Origin of the sequence: Pseudomonas sp. Pc102 (assembly GCF_018408275.1) — a bacterium.
Taxonomy (GTDB): Bacteria; Pseudomonadota; Gammaproteobacteria; order Pseudomonadales; family Pseudomonadaceae; genus Metapseudomonas; species Metapseudomonas tohonis.
In genome coordinates, this window is sequence record NZ_AP021905.1 from 3507128 (window position 1) to 3524270 (window position 17143).

The 17143-nt window shown below is 66.3% G+C and carries 17 protein-coding genes; 15 read left to right on the forward strand and 2 right to left on the reverse strand.

The features are described from left to right. Window positions 1–77 precede the first annotated feature (77 nt). Complete coding sequence (locus PHLH3_RS16135; protein WP_173175494.1) at window positions 78–695, forward strand: hemolysin III family protein; 618 nt, start codon at window positions 78–80, stop codon at window positions 693–695. A 593-nt stretch (window positions 696–1288) separates the two neighbouring features. Here the strand turns inward: PHLH3_RS16135 and PHLH3_RS16140 are convergent. Next, on the reverse strand, window positions 1289–1492 hold the full coding sequence (locus tag PHLH3_RS16140; protein ID WP_213624903.1) for a hypothetical protein: 204 nt from the start codon (window positions 1490–1492) through the stop codon (window positions 1289–1291). Between the two features lie 216 nt (window positions 1493–1708). On the opposite strand from PHLH3_RS16140, the gene PHLH3_RS16145 reads away from it, so the two are divergent. Beyond that, on the forward strand, window positions 1709–2272 hold the full coding sequence (locus PHLH3_RS16145; RefSeq protein WP_213624904.1) for a GNAT family N-acetyltransferase: 564 nt from the start codon (window positions 1709–1711) through the stop codon (window positions 2270–2272). 100 nt (window positions 2273–2372) lie between these two features. Here the strand turns inward: PHLH3_RS16145 and PHLH3_RS16150 are convergent, their stop codons facing one another. Then, window positions 2373–2699 carry a hypothetical protein gene (locus PHLH3_RS16150; RefSeq protein ID WP_213624905.1) on the reverse strand — a complete coding sequence of 109 codons (327 nt, stop codon included), beginning with the start codon at window positions 2697–2699 and terminating at the stop codon, window positions 2373–2375. A 229-nt stretch (window positions 2700–2928) separates the two neighbouring features. On the opposite strand from PHLH3_RS16150, the gene PHLH3_RS16155 reads away from it, so the two are divergent. The 13 genes from PHLH3_RS16155 (at window position 2929) to PHLH3_RS16215 (ending at window position 17140) form a co-directional block, all read left to right on the forward strand. Further along, on the forward strand, window positions 2929–3819 hold the full coding sequence (locus PHLH3_RS16155; RefSeq protein WP_213624906.1) for a formate/nitrite transporter family protein: 891 nt from the start codon (window positions 2929–2931) through the stop codon (window positions 3817–3819). An 82-nt stretch (window positions 3820–3901) separates the two neighbouring features. Beyond that, complete coding sequence (locus PHLH3_RS16160) at window positions 3902–4402, forward strand: VOC family protein (RefSeq protein WP_213624907.1); 501 nt, start codon at window positions 3902–3904, stop codon at window positions 4400–4402. 407 nt (window positions 4403–4809) lie between these two features. Further along, window positions 4810–5562, forward strand: coding sequence for a transporter substrate-binding domain-containing protein (locus tag PHLH3_RS16165; RefSeq protein WP_213624908.1), 753 nt, complete (start codon window positions 4810–4812; stop codon window positions 5560–5562). A gap of 155 nt (window positions 5563–5717) precedes the next feature. After that, window positions 5718–7541, forward strand: coding sequence for a PAS domain-containing protein (locus PHLH3_RS16170; RefSeq protein WP_213624909.1), 1824 nt, complete (start codon window positions 5718–5720; stop codon window positions 7539–7541). Continuing rightward, window positions 7538–8167, forward strand: a complete 630-nt coding sequence (locus PHLH3_RS16175; protein ID WP_213624910.1) for a response regulator transcription factor — start codon at window positions 7538–7540, stop codon at window positions 8165–8167. The genes PHLH3_RS16170 and PHLH3_RS16175 overlap by 4 nt, the downstream gene beginning before the upstream one ends. Before the next feature lie 212 nt (window positions 8168–8379). Then, on the forward strand, window positions 8380–9552 hold the full coding sequence (locus PHLH3_RS16180; protein WP_213624911.1) for a methyl-accepting chemotaxis protein: 1173 nt from the start codon (window positions 8380–8382) through the stop codon (window positions 9550–9552). Between the two features lie 9 nt (window positions 9553–9561). Continuing rightward, window positions 9562–9930, forward strand: coding sequence for a response regulator (locus PHLH3_RS16185; RefSeq protein WP_213624912.1), 369 nt, complete (start codon window positions 9562–9564; stop codon window positions 9928–9930). A gap of 13 nt (window positions 9931–9943) precedes the next feature. After that, window positions 9944–10249 (forward strand): STAS domain-containing protein, encoded by a 306-nt coding sequence (locus tag PHLH3_RS16190; RefSeq protein WP_213624913.1) that lies wholly within the window; start codon window positions 9944–9946, stop codon window positions 10247–10249. Next, window positions 10249–12414, forward strand: a complete 2166-nt coding sequence (locus tag PHLH3_RS16195) for a chemotaxis protein CheA (protein ID WP_213624914.1) — start codon at window positions 10249–10251, stop codon at window positions 12412–12414. Before PHLH3_RS16190 ends, PHLH3_RS16195 begins: the two co-directional genes overlap by 1 nt. Next, entirely contained in the window at window positions 12411–14360 is a 1950-nt protein-coding gene (locus tag PHLH3_RS16200) for a methyl-accepting chemotaxis protein (RefSeq protein WP_213624915.1), read from the forward strand. Before PHLH3_RS16195 ends, PHLH3_RS16200 begins: the two co-directional genes overlap by 4 nt. Window positions 14361–14362: 2 nt before the next feature. After that, entirely contained in the window at window positions 14363–14884 is a 522-nt protein-coding gene (locus tag PHLH3_RS16205; RefSeq protein ID WP_244862891.1) for a chemotaxis protein CheW, read from the forward strand. Window positions 14885–14913: 29 nt separating this feature from the next. After that, on the forward strand, window positions 14914–16551 hold the full coding sequence (locus PHLH3_RS16210; protein WP_213624916.1) for a methyl-accepting chemotaxis protein: 1638 nt from the start codon (window positions 14914–14916) through the stop codon (window positions 16549–16551). Between the two features lie 55 nt (window positions 16552–16606). Next, window positions 16607–17140: a chemotaxis protein CheW gene (locus PHLH3_RS16215; protein ID WP_213624917.1), complete on the forward strand. Its 534-nt coding sequence runs from the start codon at window positions 16607–16609 to the stop codon at window positions 17138–17140. Window positions 17141–17143: the final 3 nt, after the last annotated feature.

Below are 17143 nucleotides of genomic sequence, written 5' to 3' on the forward strand. Positions count from 1 at the left end.
AACTATCGCGGCGCCCGGCATTTTCAGCTATCAAGACCGGCGCGCTGCAACGTCGCGGCGATTCGAGGAAGCGGTGCATGTATCACGGAGAACGTTTCAACGCCTGGACCCACCTGGTCGGCGCGCTGCTGGCAGGCATCGGCGCCGTCTGGCTGCTGGTGCTGGCGGCGCTGGATGGCAGCACGACGAAGATCGTCAGCGTCGCCATCTACGGCGTGACCCTGGTGATGCTCTACAGCATCTCCACCGTCTACCACAGCGTGCGCGGGCGGGCGAAGGTGATCATGCGCAAGCTCGACCACCTGTCGATCTACCTGCTGATCGCCGGCAGCTACACGCCCTTCTGCCTGGTCACCCTCGAAGGCGCCTGGGGCTGGACGCTGTTCGGCATCGTCTGGACGCTCGGCATCATCGGCATGCTGCAGGAGATCAAGCCCCGCTCCGAGGCGCGGGTCCTGTCGATCATCATCTACGCGGTGATGGGCTGGATCGTGCTCATCGCCCTCAAGCCCCTGATCGCCGCCCTGGGCACCACCGGCTTCACCTGGCTGGCCGCCGGCGGGGTGTTCTACACCGTGGGCATCATCTTCTTCGCCTTCGACAGCCGCTTCCGCCACTGGCACGGCATCTGGCACCTGTTCGTCATCGCCGGGAGCCTGCTGCACTTCGTGGCGATAGTACGATTCGTAATATAACAACGGGTAATCATCCCTCTGCCACCCTGTGGGAACGAAGTCATAGGATCTGTGTGCGTTAATTGTTGCTAGAAGGTTTCGAGCCCAGCTGATTGTCGAGCTTTGCTGATGTTTCTGGTTTCGCCCCCCGGCGAGTCTCTTTTTTCAATCGCCAAAAAAGAAACCAAAAACGCTTGCCCCATCATCCGGCCCGACTGCGTCGGGTGCCCTCACTCCGTCGTCGCTCTGGGGGCCGGCGCGATGGGCCATCCATGGCCTGGCGCGCCTCTCGCGGCATCCATGCCGCTCGTCCCCCGACGCAACGACTGCGTTCGGCCTCCTGAAGGGGCGTTTCCGCTGCTCCAACGTCTTCGCCGGAATCTTCATCGATGTGCGCATCACGCTTTGGGGGCGGAGTGGTTTACGTAGGGTGGCGTAGAGCGAAGCGAAACCCACGCGGCGGGCCTGAGGCCTCGAATCAAGCTCACGACAGCTAACGCAGACGGAGCCCATTCATTCGCGAAAGACCTGCAGCCAGCACAGCACTGCGAACACCCGCGCACCCCATCGCGAATGAATTCGCTCCTGCGGTCGTCTGGCTGGAAGGGGCCTCGTCAATCCCTGCGCGAATAGGCCCGGGGCATCAGGCCACCGGACATCAGCGCGTTGCCCATGTGCGGGGATGCGGGGCGTGCGCCCGGCGCCCGGGCCGACAGCAGCCCGGCCAGCAGTGGCGAGGAAGGCCGCTCCTGGCCGTCGCAGCCCATCAGCAGCAATTCGATCAGCGCGTGTGCGGATGCACAGTCACGATTGTCCATGGGTGTTCTCCGGCAATGGCTTTGTCCTTACGCTACTGCCCGTCGCGGAGGACAGATTGACCTGGGTCAGTCCCCTCCGCGCGACCCCTGCGACAACCCGGCGCAGGGCACCGTCCTGCGCATTTTGACTTCGATCAATCAGGCGTCCCGCCATGAGGGTAAACAGGAGGCATAGGCGCAACGCGCCGCCCCTTTTCCCCCTACCTGGAGACAGCCATGTCCGCTCTCAACGCCGCCCTCGCAGCCAAGCCCCTGCATGCATCACCCCGGGGCGAGTACTGGATCGAGCCACTGGAAGACGGCACCCACGTGCTGATCCGCCCGCTACGTGCGGAGGACCGCGAGCGCGAACGCGCCTTCATCAACCGCCTGTCCCCGGAAGCCCGCCACAACCGCTTCCTGGGCGAATTCCGCGAAGTGGCCCCGCCCCTGCTCGACCAACTGATGGACGTCGACGACAAGGATCGTGTCGCCCTCGTCGCCCTGGCCCACGTGGACGGCGAGCTGCTGGAAGTCGGCATCAGCCGCTACGCCCGGGTCGGCGAGCTCGGCCAGTGCGAGTTCGCGGTCACCGTGGCCGACCAGTGGCTGCGCCGCGGCCTCGGCGGCATCCTCTTCCAGCACCTGGCGGACAGCGCCCGCCGCAACGGCTTCCGCCAACTGTATTCCATCGATTCGGCGAGCAACGCCGGCATGCGTGGCCTGGCTCGCAAGTTCGGCCTGCAGCGCCGTCGCGACGAGGAAGACCCGACCCAGGTCATCCACCGCCTGGACCTGTAGCCCCCGCCGCCTTCCGCCACCTCGTCATCCCCGCGAACGCGGGGATCCACTTCAAGCCAGCGGGCACGGCGTTGCCTGAGGCTCCTTCCGCGCAGGCCCCTCAGCGGGCCTGCCTTCCTCCCATCGGCAGGTGACCGGCCCCCGCCAGCGCGGCGAAACGGGGCTCGGCCAGCCGCGCCGACCAGCCCAGCCAGCCCGCCGACGAACCGGCGCCGCTGCGCGCCACCTGCAGCTGCACGTGGATATGCCCCACCATGCAGACGCTCAAGCCATCGATATTGAAATAGGTGCAGGCCTGCTGGGTGTCGCCACAGCCGGCCGATCTGTCCTGGTAGGCGGGCTCGCCCTGCTCCGCCGCATGGAATGCCAGGTCGGTGACGAATCCCTTGTGCCCGGCGCCGTTGCGCTTGCTCAGGTCCCATCCCATCTTCTTTCGTTGCCCTGGAAGCCGAAGGCCGTGTAGCGAACCACCGGCATGGCCGCCACCTTCGCCCAGAGCGGCCCCGCCTCGCTGTGATCGACGGCGCCGCTCGCGGCGAATCGTCGATGGGGTGATGAAAGCGTAGCCAGCCACCCGGCGCTGACAAGCGCGAGACGGCGAACTTCCCGGGCCTTCCGACGATCAACCGATACGCCCAACCACAACGGTAACCCGCATGAGCCAGGCCAACGACGGCAAGACGCCGGGGCTGTCCGCCCGCGAGAAGCAGGACGTCAACGAGAACCAGCCGCCCCGCGCGGCGGTGCTGCACGAGATCATCCGCACCCAGGGCGACCAGGAGCTGGAACGCAACGTCGCCGCGCTCTGGTGGTCGGCGCTGGCTGCCGGCCTGACCATGGGCCTGTCCCTGATGGCCATGGGGCTGTTCAACTCGCGCCTGCCCGACGGCGAGGCGAGCAAGGTGATCGCCAGCCTCGGCTATTGCGCCGGCTTCCTCGCGGTGATCCTGGCGCGCCAGCAACTGTTCACCGAGAACACCCTCACCGCCGTGCTGCCGGTGATGAGCAAGCCCACCCTGAACAACGTCGGGCGCCTGCTGCGCCTGTGGAGCGTGGTGCTGGCGGGCAACCTGGCCGGCACCCTGCTGGTGGCCTGGGTGATGCTGCGCCTGCCGATCTTCGATGCGGCCACCGACGCCGCCTTTCTCGACATCGGCCGCAAGGTGATGGAGAACGACGTCGGGCAGATGTTTGCCAAGGGCATCGTCTCAGGCTGGATGATCGCCACCATGGTCTGGATGATCCCCTCCCAGGAAAGCGCCAAGCTGTGGATCATCATCCTCATCACCTACCTGATGGCGCTCGGCGACTTCACCCACATCGTGGTCGGCTCGGCCGAGGTGTCCTACCTGGTGTTCGCCGGGCATCTGGACTGGCGTGAATTCTGGCTGACCTTCGCCGGCCCCACCCTGGCCGGCAATATCGTCGGCGGCAGCCTGATCTTCGCCCTGATCAGCCATGCCCAGGTACGCAGCGACGGCGACAGCCCACGACCGCCGCACGAGCCCCCCGCCGAAACGCCGCCGCGCAAGTCCCAGAAGCGTTGAGCGTGCCTGTCGATCTGCGGTCGCGCCAAACGACCATTTCCAGGCCGGCTATCCTCGGACCGGCCCCGACTGGAGAACCGCCATGCCCATCCACCCGCGCATCACCCCCTGCCTGTGGTTCGACGACCAGGCAGAAGCGGCCGTCGATTTCTACATCGGCATCTTCCCCAACTCGCGCATCACCGCCATCAGCCGCTACGGCGAAGCCGGCAGGGCCATCCACGGTCGCCCGCCCGGAAGCATCATGACCCTCGCCTTCGAACTGGATGGCCAGCTCTTCACCGCGCTCAACGGTGGCCCGGCGTTCCGCTTCAACGAAGCCATTTCGCTGCAGGTGGACTGCCACGACCAGGACGAGGTGGACCATTACTGGAACGCGCTCGGCGCCGGGGGGCCGGTGGAGGCACAGCAATGCGGCTGGTTGAAGGACAGGTTCGGCCTCTCCTGGCAGATCGTGCCCCGGGCGATGATTGCCATGATGCAGGCGCAGGACGGCGAGAAGTCCCAGCGCGCCTTCCAGGCCATGCTCGGCATGAAGAAGCTGGACATCGCTGCCTTGCAGCGTGCCTTCGACGGCGACTGAGTGCGCGCGGGCAGCCACTGCCCGCCGCGCCAAGCTCGCCGCCAGCGCCTCGATGCCCCTGGCCCTGCGGCGCCTGGCCTTACGGCACGCTGCTCGGCGACCTGTGCATGGGGTCGCGTCCGGACCTTCGCTGAAGCCCACCACTCGGGCTACACCCGACGCAAAAGGGGACGCCCCAGCAGAGGGGGTGGAGCCCGAGTGGCTTCGTGCCCATTCCCCGGGGTGCATGCCGACGACGCCCCGCACTTCTGCAGGATGCCGGTAGCGCCTTCGGCACCTAGCCGACGGCATGGCGTTTCTCATCGGTGCTCGACACGGGAGTCGGCTTGCGCCTCTGTGATTTCGGCACCACAGTTCAGGCATCCACGCTCCTCGACGAGCGCGGGCCATAACAGAAGAACCTCCCCATGCGATTTCTTCCTGCCTTTCTCCTCCTGCTGTTCCCGGCTTTGGCGCTGGCCGGAGCCGACACCCTGCGCGTGGACCTGCGCGACCGCCCGCCCGAGATGTGGAGCATCGACGGCCGCCCCACCGGCCCGCTGGTACGGGTGCTGGAGGTGGCCGCCGAGCGGGCCGGGCTGCAGCTGGAATGGCGCTACGCGCCTTTCGCCCGTAGCCTGGCCGACCTGCGCGAAGGGCGCATCGACCTGGTGCCGCGTGTCCTGCCCGACCCGGAGCGTGACCACTATCTGCATTACCTGCCGAGCATCGGCACCCAGGACAAGGACATCCTCTTCGCCATCCGCCCCAACCAGCGGGTGGAACGCTACGAAGACCTGGCGTCACTGCGCATCGGCGTCAAACGCAGCACCCTGTACTTCCCGCGCTTCGACGCCGACGCCGCGCTGCACAAGCAGCCGGCGGTGGACGACGACATCCTCGTGCGCATGTTCAAGGCGGGCAGAATCGATGCCATCGTGGTGCTGGACAAGACGGCCATCGACATCGCCTTCGAAAACATCCGTTTCCGCGACTTCACCTACGCCGGGCTGCGCGAGCCGATCCACATCGAGAACCGCTTCGCCGCCTCGCAAAAGCTCCATGACAGTGGCCGTGCGGCGCTCTACGATCGCCTCGGTCGCGAGCTGCAGGCCATGCGCCGCAGCGGCGAGGTGGTGTCCATCTACCGCGAACAGGGTGTCGAACCGCCCACCCCCTGAACCCTGGCGGGCCCCGGGTATGGCCATCTGCCTTGGGAAGCGCTGGAGCGCCCCCCGTCGTCGCTGCGTCAGTGGCAGGCCGGAGCAAAAGTCCTGCCAGCACTTCGCCACTGATCCATACTCGGTCAGTCGCATCGCACGTGATCGGGGAAGTCATGGGCCAAAGCGCTGGGGGAGATATCTTTCGTCGGGCATTCGAGTCGTCGTCAGTGGGGCTGGCCTTGCTCGAACTGGACGGCACCGTCCGCCATGTCAACCGGGCCTCGGAGGAACTGCTCGGGCGCTCCCGGCAGACCATCCTCGGCACGTCCCTGGAGAGCCTGCTGCACCCCAGGGATCACCAGGCGCTAGGCGAGGCCCTCGACCGCGCACGTCGCCAGCACGACGACCTGTCCTGCGGCGAGATGCGCTTCACCACCTCGTCCGGCGAGTACCGCTGGTTGCACTTGGGCTTGAGCATGGTCGAGGACGGTCGCAGCCAGCCCACCCATTACCTGGTGCGCCTGCAACCCCTTGCCGGGCACCGGGAGCGGGCCGAGCAGATGCACCTGCTGAGCTTCGCCCTGGATTACACCGCCGATGGCGTCATGCTGCTCGATGGCGAGCAGAACATCCGCTATATCAATGAGGCCGCCTGCCAACTGATCGGCCAGCCGCGCCAGCACCTCGTCGGGCAGCCGCTGGCACCGGTGCTGTCCTTGCTGACCGAGCAATTCGCCGAACTTTTCGCAGGTGTGGATGGCCTGCAGGAAGCGTTGGACACCCATCGTGTGCTCAGCTGCGAGCTGCATGCCCCGGGGGAGGAATCTCCACGCTATGTAACGCTGCAGTTCAACAGCTTCCGTTACGACCAGCGCCCCTACAGCCTCGTGCTGGTTCACGACTTCACCGAGCGGCGACGCATCGCCAACGCCCTGCTGCGCAACGAGCGGCAATTCCGCGCCCTGATCGAGAACACCCCCGATGCCATCGGCCGGCTGACCCCCGACTTCCGCCTGATCTACGCCAACCCGGCCCTGGAGGCGCTGTGTCGCCTGCCCCTGGTGGAGGCCCGTGGCCGGCCGGCGCGGGAAGCCTTCGGCGACAACTCGCAGGTCGACATCATGGCCGACCTGGTGCGCGAGGTGGCCACCACGGGCGAATCCATGGAGGAGGAACTGATCCACGGCATCGAAGGCCCGGCCGACCAGCAGATCCACTACCTCATGCAACTTGTTCCTGAGCGCAATGCCGAGGGCGAGGTGACTAGCGTCATCTCGGTGGCCCGCGACATCAGCGGCATCCGCAAGGCGGAACGCCACCTGGCGGCCAGCAACCGCCAGCTGCGCGAGCTGTCGAGCCGCCGGGAAAGCGCCCGCGAGGAGGAGCGCAAGCTCATCGCCCGGGAGATCCACGATGAACTCGGCCAACACCTCACCGCCCTGCGCATGGGCATTTCCCTGCTGCGCCTGCAGTACGGCGAGCGGGCCCCGGGGCTCGGCGAGGGTGTGGAACGCCTCATGGCGCTGTGCGACCGCACTATCGGCGTGGTCCGTTTCATCGCGACCAGCTTGCGTCCAGCGGCACTGAACATGGGGCTGTACCCGGCGCTGGAGTGGTTGATCGACGAATTCCGCAGCCACCACACGCAGATCGCCTGCGAGCTGGTGGCCCACAGCGGCGCACCGGCCCTGGACGACAGCCAGGCCACCACCGCCTTCCGCATCGTCCAGGAGGCACTGACCAACATCGCCCGCCACTCCGGTGCCAGCCGCGCGGTGGTCAGCCTGGAACAGGTCGATGACCGCTACGTGCTGGACATCACCGACAACGGCCACGGATTCGACCCGGCCAAGGTCAGCAAACGCTCCCTGGGCCTGGCCGGCATGCGCGAGCGCGGCACAAGCCTGGGCGGCGAGGTGGTGATCTTCAGCCACCCGGGCCAGGGCACCACAGTGCAGGCCACCTTCCCCGTCAACGAGCCTTCGGAGTCACCATGACCCGCATCCTCATCGCCGATGACCACGCCATCATGCGCGGCGGCCTCAAGCAACTGATCGAGTTCGATGCCCGCCTGCAGGTGGCGGCCGAGGCGGAGAACGGCGCCCAGGTGCTGGAACAGCTGCGGACGGGCGAGTTCGACCTGCTGCTGCTGGACATGAGCATGCCCGGGCTCAGCGGCGAGGACCTGATCAGCCGCGTGCATGGGCGCTACCCGCGCCTGCCGATCCTGGTGCTGAGCATGCACAACGAGGCACAGATCGCCCAACGCGCCCTGCGCGCCGGCGCCAACGGCTACCTGACCAAGGACCACAACCCGGAGACCCTGCTGGCCGCCATCCACCGGGTCGCCGACGGTGGCCGCTACCTGGACCCGCGCATCGCCGAGCAGCTCGCCTTCGCCAGCAGCAACCCCGCGGACGATGCCGCCGCACAGCTCTCCGACCGCGAGTTCCAGATCCTCCGCCTGCTGGCCCAGGGCCTGAGCGTCAACCAGATCGCCGACCAGCTGGTGATCAGCAACAAGACCGTCAGCACCCACAAGACCAGGCTGATGGAGAAGATGGGCTTCACCTGCAACGCCGACATCATCAAGTACGCCATGACCCACGGCCTGACGGCCTGAGCGGTCGGCGCCACTGCGGTGCGGCTCGTGGCCCCACCGCATCCTGCGAAACGTCGCAACGCAGCCCCTCGGGAAATCCCTACAGAAAAACAGGATGTCCTTATGCCATCACCGGGATAGGACGATAGGGCCGATCGCGCCCCGCGCCCATGCTGGACACAACCCCGCAACGCACCGCCGCTGCGGGCCCCGTGTCCTGATGGAGCGCGACCGTGACGAGCCCGAACCCCACTTCCAGCGTCCCCTGGCTGCCCATCGCCTTCTGCGGTGCCGGTTGCGCGCTGCTGTTCTGGACGGCCAGCCAGTTCCCCTCCCCGGCCTGGTCCCTGGCGGCCGTGGCACCCACGCTGCTGTTGTGGGTCGTCATCGCCCAGCGCGATGGCGCCCACCAGCAAGCACTGCACCGTACCCATGACGAAGCCCTGGCCGAAGGTGCCCGCCAGGAAGCCGAGCGCCACGTACAGGGCCTGCCGGAGCTGTGCGCCAACATCGCACCGGTCTGGTCGGCGCAGATCGAATCGGCACGCCACCAGACCCAGACCGCCATCGAAGCCCTATCCGAGCGCTTCGCCCGCCTCGCCGGCCGCATCAGCGACGCCGTCTCCAGCGGCATGCAGGCCGACAGCGATGCCCTGGTCACCCTGCTGGCCCAGAGCGAGGTGGAGCTGGAAGACATCGTCAGCCAGCTGCGCCTGGCGCTCTCCAGCAAGGAGAGCCTGCTGCAGGAGGTGGAGCGGCTCAACAGCTACACCGCCCAGCTGCGCACCATGGCCAAGGAAGTGGGCGACGTGGCCAAGCAGACCAACCTGCTGGCCCTCAACGCCGCCATCGAAGCTGCACGCGCCGGTGAGGCCGGTCGCGGCTTCGCCGTGGTCGCCGACGAAGTGCGCAAGCTCTCCACCCTCTCCGAGGAAACCGGCAAGCGCATCGGCGACACCATCGAGACCGTCAGCGGCGCCATCGAGCGCACCCTGCAAGTCTCCAACGAGCACGCCACCCGCGACGCCGGGACCCTGGAGAACGCCAGCCAGGTGATCCGCCAGGTGATCGCCCAGTTCCGTTCCGGCGCTACCCGGCTGGTGGAGCACGGCAACGCCCTGCGCAATGACAACGCCGTGGTCGGCGATGAAATCTCCGAGGTGCTGGTGGCCCTGCAGTTCCAGGACCGGGTCAGCCAGATGCTCGGCCACATGCGCGACGACATCGGCCGCCTGGCCCAGCACCTGGAGCAGGACGATGCCCGCCACGTGGACGCCCGCTCCTGGCTCGACGAACTCTCCCGCACCTACACCACCCCCGAACAGCACGCCATCCACCACGGCCGCAAAGGCGGCCCGGGCAGCGCCGGCGCCAGCAATTCCGCTTCCGACATCACCTTCTTCTGAGGACCGATCATGGCCAAGACCATTCTCATCGTCGACGACTCCGCCTCCATCCGCCAGGTGGTGGGCATGACCTTGAAAAACGCCGGCTACGACGTGCTCGAAGGCGTCGACGGCAAGGACGCGCTGACCAAGCTGGACGGCCGCAAGGTCCACCTGATCATCAGCGACGTGAACATGCCGAACATGGACGGCCTCACCTTCCTGAGGAACGTCAAGCAGCTGGCGGCCTACAAGTTCACCCCCGTGATCATGCTCACCACCGAGGCCGGCGACGCCAAGAAGGCCGAAGGCCAGGCCGCCGGGGCCAAGGCCTGGGTGGTCAAGCCCTTCCAGCCGGCCCAGATGCTGACGGCCGTTTCCAAGCTGATCCTGCCCTGATCGGGAGACTGCCATGAGCACCCTTGAATCCCTCGATGGCAGCCGCCTCCTGGCCCTGGACAGCGCGCTGACCATCTACACCGCCGCCGACACCAAGCTGCTGCTGGCCAACGCCCTGCAAGGCGCGGTGGCCCTGCACCTGGACCTCAGCGCCATCGAAGAAGTGGATTGCGCCGGCCTGCAGCTGCTGCTGGCGGCCTGCCAGGAAGCCCGGCGCCAACACGTCCACCTCAGCCTCGAAGGGGCCAGCCTGGCCATGACCGAGATCCTGCGACTGAGCGGCCTGCGTGACCTGCTCCCCATCGGAGGGCTGAACTGATGAACCTCGACAGCGTGATCGGCACCTTCATCGCCGAAAGCCGGGAACTGCTGCAGCAGATGGAAGACGCCCTGCTGCAGATCGAGCAATCCCCAGAAGATCCCGAACTGATCAACGCCATCTTCCGCGCCGCCCACACCATCAAGGGCTCCTCCGGGCTGTTCGGCTTCGACTCCATCGTCGCCTTCACCCACGTGGCCGAGAGCGTGCTGGACCGCGTCCGCGCCGGCGAACTGCCGTTCAGCGCCGACCTCAGCGCCTTGATGCTGCTGGTGGGCGACCACTTGGTCGGCCTGGTGGACCACCTTGCCGAGGGCCGCGACCTGGCCGAGCTGCCGGAGGTGATGGGCATCCACGAAGCCGAACTGGTGCAACGCCTCAGCCAGTTCCTGAACAGCACCCCGGCCGCCACCGCCGAAACGCCTTCCGAATGCGCAGCAGCCCCCCGCGATGGCGTCGCCAGCCAGCACTGGCACCTGTCCCTGCGCTTCGGTGCCGACAGCCTGCGCGATGGCATGGACCCGGTGTCCTTCCTGCGCTACCTCGTCACCTTCGGCGACTTGCTGCACATCGAACCGGTGCTCGACCACCTGCCCAGCTTCGAGGCCCTCGATCCCGAAGCCTGCTACCTGGGCCTGGAAGTGGCCTTCACCACCGAGGCCGACCAGGCGGTGATCGAAGGCGCCTTCGACTTCGTCCGCGCAGAGGGCCGCATCCGCATCCTGCCGCCCGGCGCGCCCCTTGCCCGCTACGCCGAGCTGCTGGCCGAGCAGACCGATGAAGGCGAGGCCCAGCGCCAGCGCCTGCTGCGTTGCGGCACCCTGAGCGAAGCCGAACTGGCCAGCCTCGATGCCCCGCAGGCCAACGACGCCCAGGCCGATTCCAGCCCCGAGGCACCGGCGGCCGCCGCCGAACCGGGCGAGACCGCCGCCGTCGGCAAGGCCCTCAAGGAAACCGCCCGCGCCAGCGGCGACGCCAACCTGATCCGCGTCGACGCCGGCAAGCTGGACCAGCTGATCAACCTGGTGGGCGAGCTGATCATCGCCGGCGCCAACACCCGCATGCTCGCCCAGGGCTGCGGCCTGGTGAACATGAGCGAGTCCGCCGAGACCCTCTCGCGCCTGGTGGAGGAAGTCCGCGACTCCGCCCTGACCCTGCGCATGGTGCAGATCGGCGCCACCTTCAACCGCTTCCAGCGGGTGGTGCGCGACGTCTCCAAGGAGCTGGGCAAGGACATCGTCCTGCACATCAGCGGCGGCGACACCGAGCTGGACAAGACGGTGGTGGAGAAGATCGGCGACCCCCTCACCCACCTGGTGCGTAACGCCATGGACCACGGTATCGAGCCGGCCGAGCAACGTCGCGCCAGCGGCAAGCCCCTGCAGGGCGTGGTGCGCCTGAACGCCTACCACGAGGCCGGCGGCATCGTCATCGAAGTGAGCGACGACGGCGGCGGCCTCAACCCGCAGAAGATCATCGCCAAGGCCGTGCAGCGCGGCCTGATCACCGAAGGCCAGCAGCTCTCGGACAAGGACACCTTCAACCTGATCTTCGAGCCGGGCTTCTCCACCGCCGACCAGATCAGCAACCTCTCCGGCCGCGGCGTCGGCATGGACGTGGTCAAGCGCAACATCACCGCCCTGCGCGGCACGGTGGAGCTGGACAGCCAACTGGGCGCCGGCACCTGCGTACGCATCCGCCTGCCGCTGACCCTGGCCATCATCGACGGCTTCCTCATCGGCGTCGGCAGCTCCAGCTACGTGGTGCCCCTGGACATGGTGGAGGAATGCATCGAGCTGCCCAGCAGCGAGCTGGACGACCTCGACCAGCTGGACCTGCGCGGCGACGTGCTGCCCTTCATCCGCCTGCGCAACCTGTTCGAGGAAGCCAGCCTGCGGCCCCGCCGGGAGAACGTGGTGGTGGTCAGCTACGCCGGGGTCCGCGCCGGCCTGGTGGTGGACCAGCTCCACGGCGAGTTCCAGACCGTCATCAAGCCCCTCGGCAAGGTATTCGGCCAGGTCCCGTCGCTGTCCGGCTTCACCATCCTCGGCAGCGGCGCGGTGGCGCTGATCCTCGACATCCCCGGCCTGCTAACCCAAATCACCCAGAACGGCAGTGCTCGTGCCGTAGCCCCTTCCAGTCCACTCAGGAGCGCTCTGCAATGAACCTCACCCTTCGCATCGCTGCGCTGATCACCACCGCCATCATCGGTTTGCTGGTGCTGGCCACCAATCTGGCCGCCTCCGCAGCCATTCCCTTGGCTCTGCTGGCCAGCAGTGCCGTCGCCATGCAGGGATTGTTACTGCAACACACCTTGAAGAGACAGTTGGGCGACGCCCCCCTGGCCCTGCTTGAAATCGCGGAACGTCTGGTACGTGGCGAACCCCATCGCCCGCTTTCCATCGACCCAGTCAAGGGCTCTCTGCAAGACCTCCTGCAACAAATGGCGGGCCAGTTCGGCGAGCTAGCCCAAAATCTCAAGCATGTCAGTGACGAGCACGCCCGGGGCGATATCGACGTCAGTTTGGATACCCATCTACCCGGTCTCTACGGAGAGATGGCCCAGGGTATCAACGCTCTGGTTGCAAGCCACATCGAGGTCAAGAAAAAGGCCATGGTCTGCGTCCGTGCCATCGCTGAAGGAGATCTGCGCGCCCCTCTTGAATCCTTCCCCGGCAAGAAGGCCTTCATCAACGACAACATCGAGACCCTGCGCCGCAATATCACCGGTCTGATGAGCGAAATGCGCCACATGTCTGCTGAACACGACAAAGGCGACATCGATGTGGTGATCGACGTCTCGCGTTTCCAGGGCAGCTACGCCGAGATTGCCCAAGGCATCAACGCCATGGTCGCCGGCCACATCAGCGTGAAGAAAAAGGCCATGGCCTGTATCAAGGCCTTCAGCGAAGGCGACCTCACCGCGCCCCTGGAGCAGTTCCCCGGCAAGAAGGCCTTCATCAACGACAATATCGAGACCTTGCGTCGCAACATCCAGGCCCTGATCGAAGACACCCAGATGCTCAGCCAGGCAGCCCAGGACGGGCGCCTCGATACCCGTGCCGATGCGGGCCGCCACCAGGGCGACTTCCAGCGCATCGTCAACGGCATCAACGACACACTGGAGGCCATCATCGCCCCGCTGCGTGAAGCCATGAGCGTCATCGAGGGGCTGGCCGATGGCGACCTGACCCGCACCATGGGCGGACGCTACAACGGTCACCTCGACGAACTGCAGCAGTCACTCAATACCACGGTGCGCAAGCTCGCCGACGTGATCGGCCAGGTACACCAGTCCACCAGCATGCTCAGCAGTGCCGCCGAAGAAATCTCCGCTACGGCACAAAGCCTTAGCCAAGCCGCTTCCAGCCAGGCCGCCTCGGTGGAAGAGACCAGCGCCGCCATGGAGCAGATGTCCGCCTCCATCGGCCAGAACACCGAAAACGCCAAGATCACCGATGGCATGGCCGGTAAGGCTGCCCGTGAGGCCAACGAGGGGGGCCAGGCCGTGCGCGACACCGTGTCGGCCATGAAGACCATCGCCGAGAAGATCAGCATCGTCGACGACATCGCCTACCAGACCAATCTGCTGGCTCTCAATGCCGCCATCGAGGCTGCCCGGGCCGGCGAACACGGCAAGGGCTTCGCGGTGGTGGCCGCCGAGGTGCGCAAACTGGCCGAACGCAGCCAGGTGGCTGCCCAGGAGATCAGCGAAGTGGCCAAGAGCAGCGTCTCCCTGGCCGAACGCGCCGGCACACTGCTGGACCAGATGCTGCCCTCGATCACCAGAACCTCCGACCTGGTGCAGGAGATCGCCGCAGCCTCGGAAGAACAGACCACTGGCGTCAACCAGATCAGCGACGCCATGACCCAGCTCAGCGACATCACCCAGCAGAACGCTGCGGCCTCGGAGGAGCTGGCAGCCACCTCCGAAGAGATGACCGTGCAGTCCACCAGCCTGCAGGACCTGATGCGGTTCTTCCAGCTGGGCAGTTCGAGCGAAGCGACCCACCGTTCACGGGCCCACCCGATGGCAACGCTGCCGCACCGCAGCACGTCCTCCTTCCATAACGATGAGCAGGATGGCGGTTTCGTCCGCTTCGGGAGCTGAGCATGATGAACCTCGACCTCGCATTGCAATCCGGCGAAGAACAGCGCCAGTACCTGACCTTCCGGGTCGGCCGTGACCTGTTCGGCGTCGCCACCCGCTACGTGCGGGAGATCCTCGAGTTTCACGCCATCACCCAGGTGCCGATGATGCCGCCACTGGTGCGCGGGGTGATCAACCTGCGCGGTGCCGTGGTGCCGATCATCGACCTCGCCGAGCGCTTCGGCCTCGGCAGCACCGAGCTGGGCCCGCGCACCTGCATCGTCATCGTCGAGCTGCAGGACGATGAAGAGGCCCACCTGATGGGCGCCCTGGTGGACGCCGTCACCGCCGTCGCCGAGATCGAGCCGCGCGCCCTGCGCCAGGCCCCCGCCTTCGGCAGCCGCGTACCCCCGGAATACATCGAAGACCTCGCCCGTGTGGACGAACGCTTTCTCACCCTGCTGCGCATGGAGCAGGTGCTGAACGTCGACCAGATCGCCGCCCTGGCCGGCCGGCGCAACACCCCCCGACTGTCCCTCGTCTGATTGCGCAGACGCGCACAGGAGTCCTGAAAATGACCATCAGCAAGAAAATGATCCTCCTGGTGATGTCCGCCCTGCTTGGCATCCTTCTGCTCTCGGGGGTGTCCTACCAGCAGATGAACCAGGTCTACACCGTGGCCAACTTCGGTAACGAGAATTCGGTACCCGCCATCGTTTCGCTGAACAAGCTGCGCAACACCGTGAATATCCAGATCCAGCACGTGTATAGCCACATCCTCACGACTGATGACAAAACGATGGCTGCCATCGACGAAACCATAAAGTCGGACAGCAAGGACGTATTGGCAGCAATCAGTGACTACGAGAAGACGATCGCCGACGAGGAGGATCAGCGCCTGTTCGATGGCGACCGCAAGATGATCACCGAACTGTTGCAGAACGTGGAAAACGTACTGGTCCTGTCTCGTACCAACCGGAATGAAGAGGCACGGGATGCCATGATTCACCTCCAGAGCAGCCTTATCGAGCCTCTGCGGCTGCAGCTCAACAAGCACCGTGACTACAACGTGAAGTTGGCCACCGATGCCGGTCAACGTGCCGAAGCCACCCGCCAGCAGGCCACGCTGATCTCCATCACCGTATCGGTCATCACCTTGGTGATCGTCGCTCTGCTGGGCGGTTTCATCACTCGCAACCTGCTGCGTCAGCTGGGTGGAGAACCGGCCTACGCGGCAGACATCGTCAGCCGCATCGCCGCCGGCGACCTGACCGTCAACGTCGAGACCAAGGGCGGTGATACCAGCAGCATGCTCGCCGCCATCAAGGGTATGGCCGAGAAGCTCGGCCAGATCATCGGTGAAGTACGCAGCAACGCCGACTCCCTGAGCAGCGCCTCGGAGGAAATCTCCGCCACTGCCCAGAGCATGAGCCAGGGCGCCTCTGAACAGGCCGCCTCGGTGGAGGAAACCAGCGCCTCGATGGAGCAGATGTCCGCCTCCATCGCCCAGAACACCGAGAACGCCAAGGTCACCGACGGCATGGCCAGCAAGGCATCCCGCGAGGCCAACGAAGGGGGCCAGGCCGTGCGCGATACGGTGTCGGCCATGAAGACCATCGCCGAGAAGATCAGCATCGTCGACGACATCGCCTACCAGACCAACCTGCTGGCCCTCAACGCCGCCATCGAGGCCGCCCGCGCGGGCGAACACGGCAAGGGCTTCGCGGTGGTAGCCGCCGAAGTGCGCAAACTGGCCGAACGCAGCCAGGTCGCCGCCCAGGAGATCAGCGAAGTGGCCAAGAGCAGCGTGTCCCTGGCCGAACGCGCCGGCACCCTGCTGGACCAGATGGTGCCCTCCATCACCAAGACCTCCGACCTGGTGCAGGAGATCGCCGCCGCCTCGGAAGAGCAGACCACCGGCGTCAGCCAGATCAACACGGCGATGAGCCAGCTCAGCGAGATCACCCAGCAGTCCGCCTCCTCCGCCGAGGAACTGGCCGCCACCGCCGAAGAGATGAGTGGGCAGGCCGAGCAACTGCAGCAACTGATGGACTTCTTCAAGGTCACCAGCGCCGGCAAGGCCGGCCGTGACGCCGGCGCCAAGGGCAAGGCCGTTGCTGCCCGCAAGGCGCCCCGTCGGGTGGTGGAGGACAGTGACGGCGACGTGTTCGACGATGCGGTACCCGCAGGCTTCGTGCGTTTCCAACACTGATCCGACCTTTCGATACCGTGACCGGGGCACCTGCCGGTGCCCCCAGGAGCGAAGCATGTCCAGCGTCTTGAGCCGCACCGGCGACGCCACCCAGCCGGATGCGCCCCGTCAGTACCTGACCTTCACCCTGGCCGACGAAGTGTTCGCCGTCGGCACCCGCAGCGTCCGCGAGATCATCGAGTACGGCCGCCTGACCCCGGTACCGATGATGCCGGGCTGTGTGCTCGGGGTGATCAACCTGCGCGGTGGCGTGGTGCCGATCATGGACCTGCGCCAGCGCTTCGGCGCCGGGCAGACCGCCATCAGCCGGCGCAGCTGCATCGTCATCCTGGAGGTGGAGCGTGATGACCTGCGCCAGGTGATGGGCATCGTCGTCGAGGCGGTCAACGCCGTGATCGAGATCGGCACCCAGGACATCGAACCGCCACCCAGCTTCGGCGCCCGCATCCGCACAGACTTCATCCACGGCATGGCCAAGCTCGAAGGCCGCCTGGTGGTGCTGCTGGACATCGGCCAGGTGCTGTCCCTGGATGAGCTGTACCACCTGGCTGACGTCGGCGCCGCCGCCGACCTGCCCCAATCGGCCTGACCG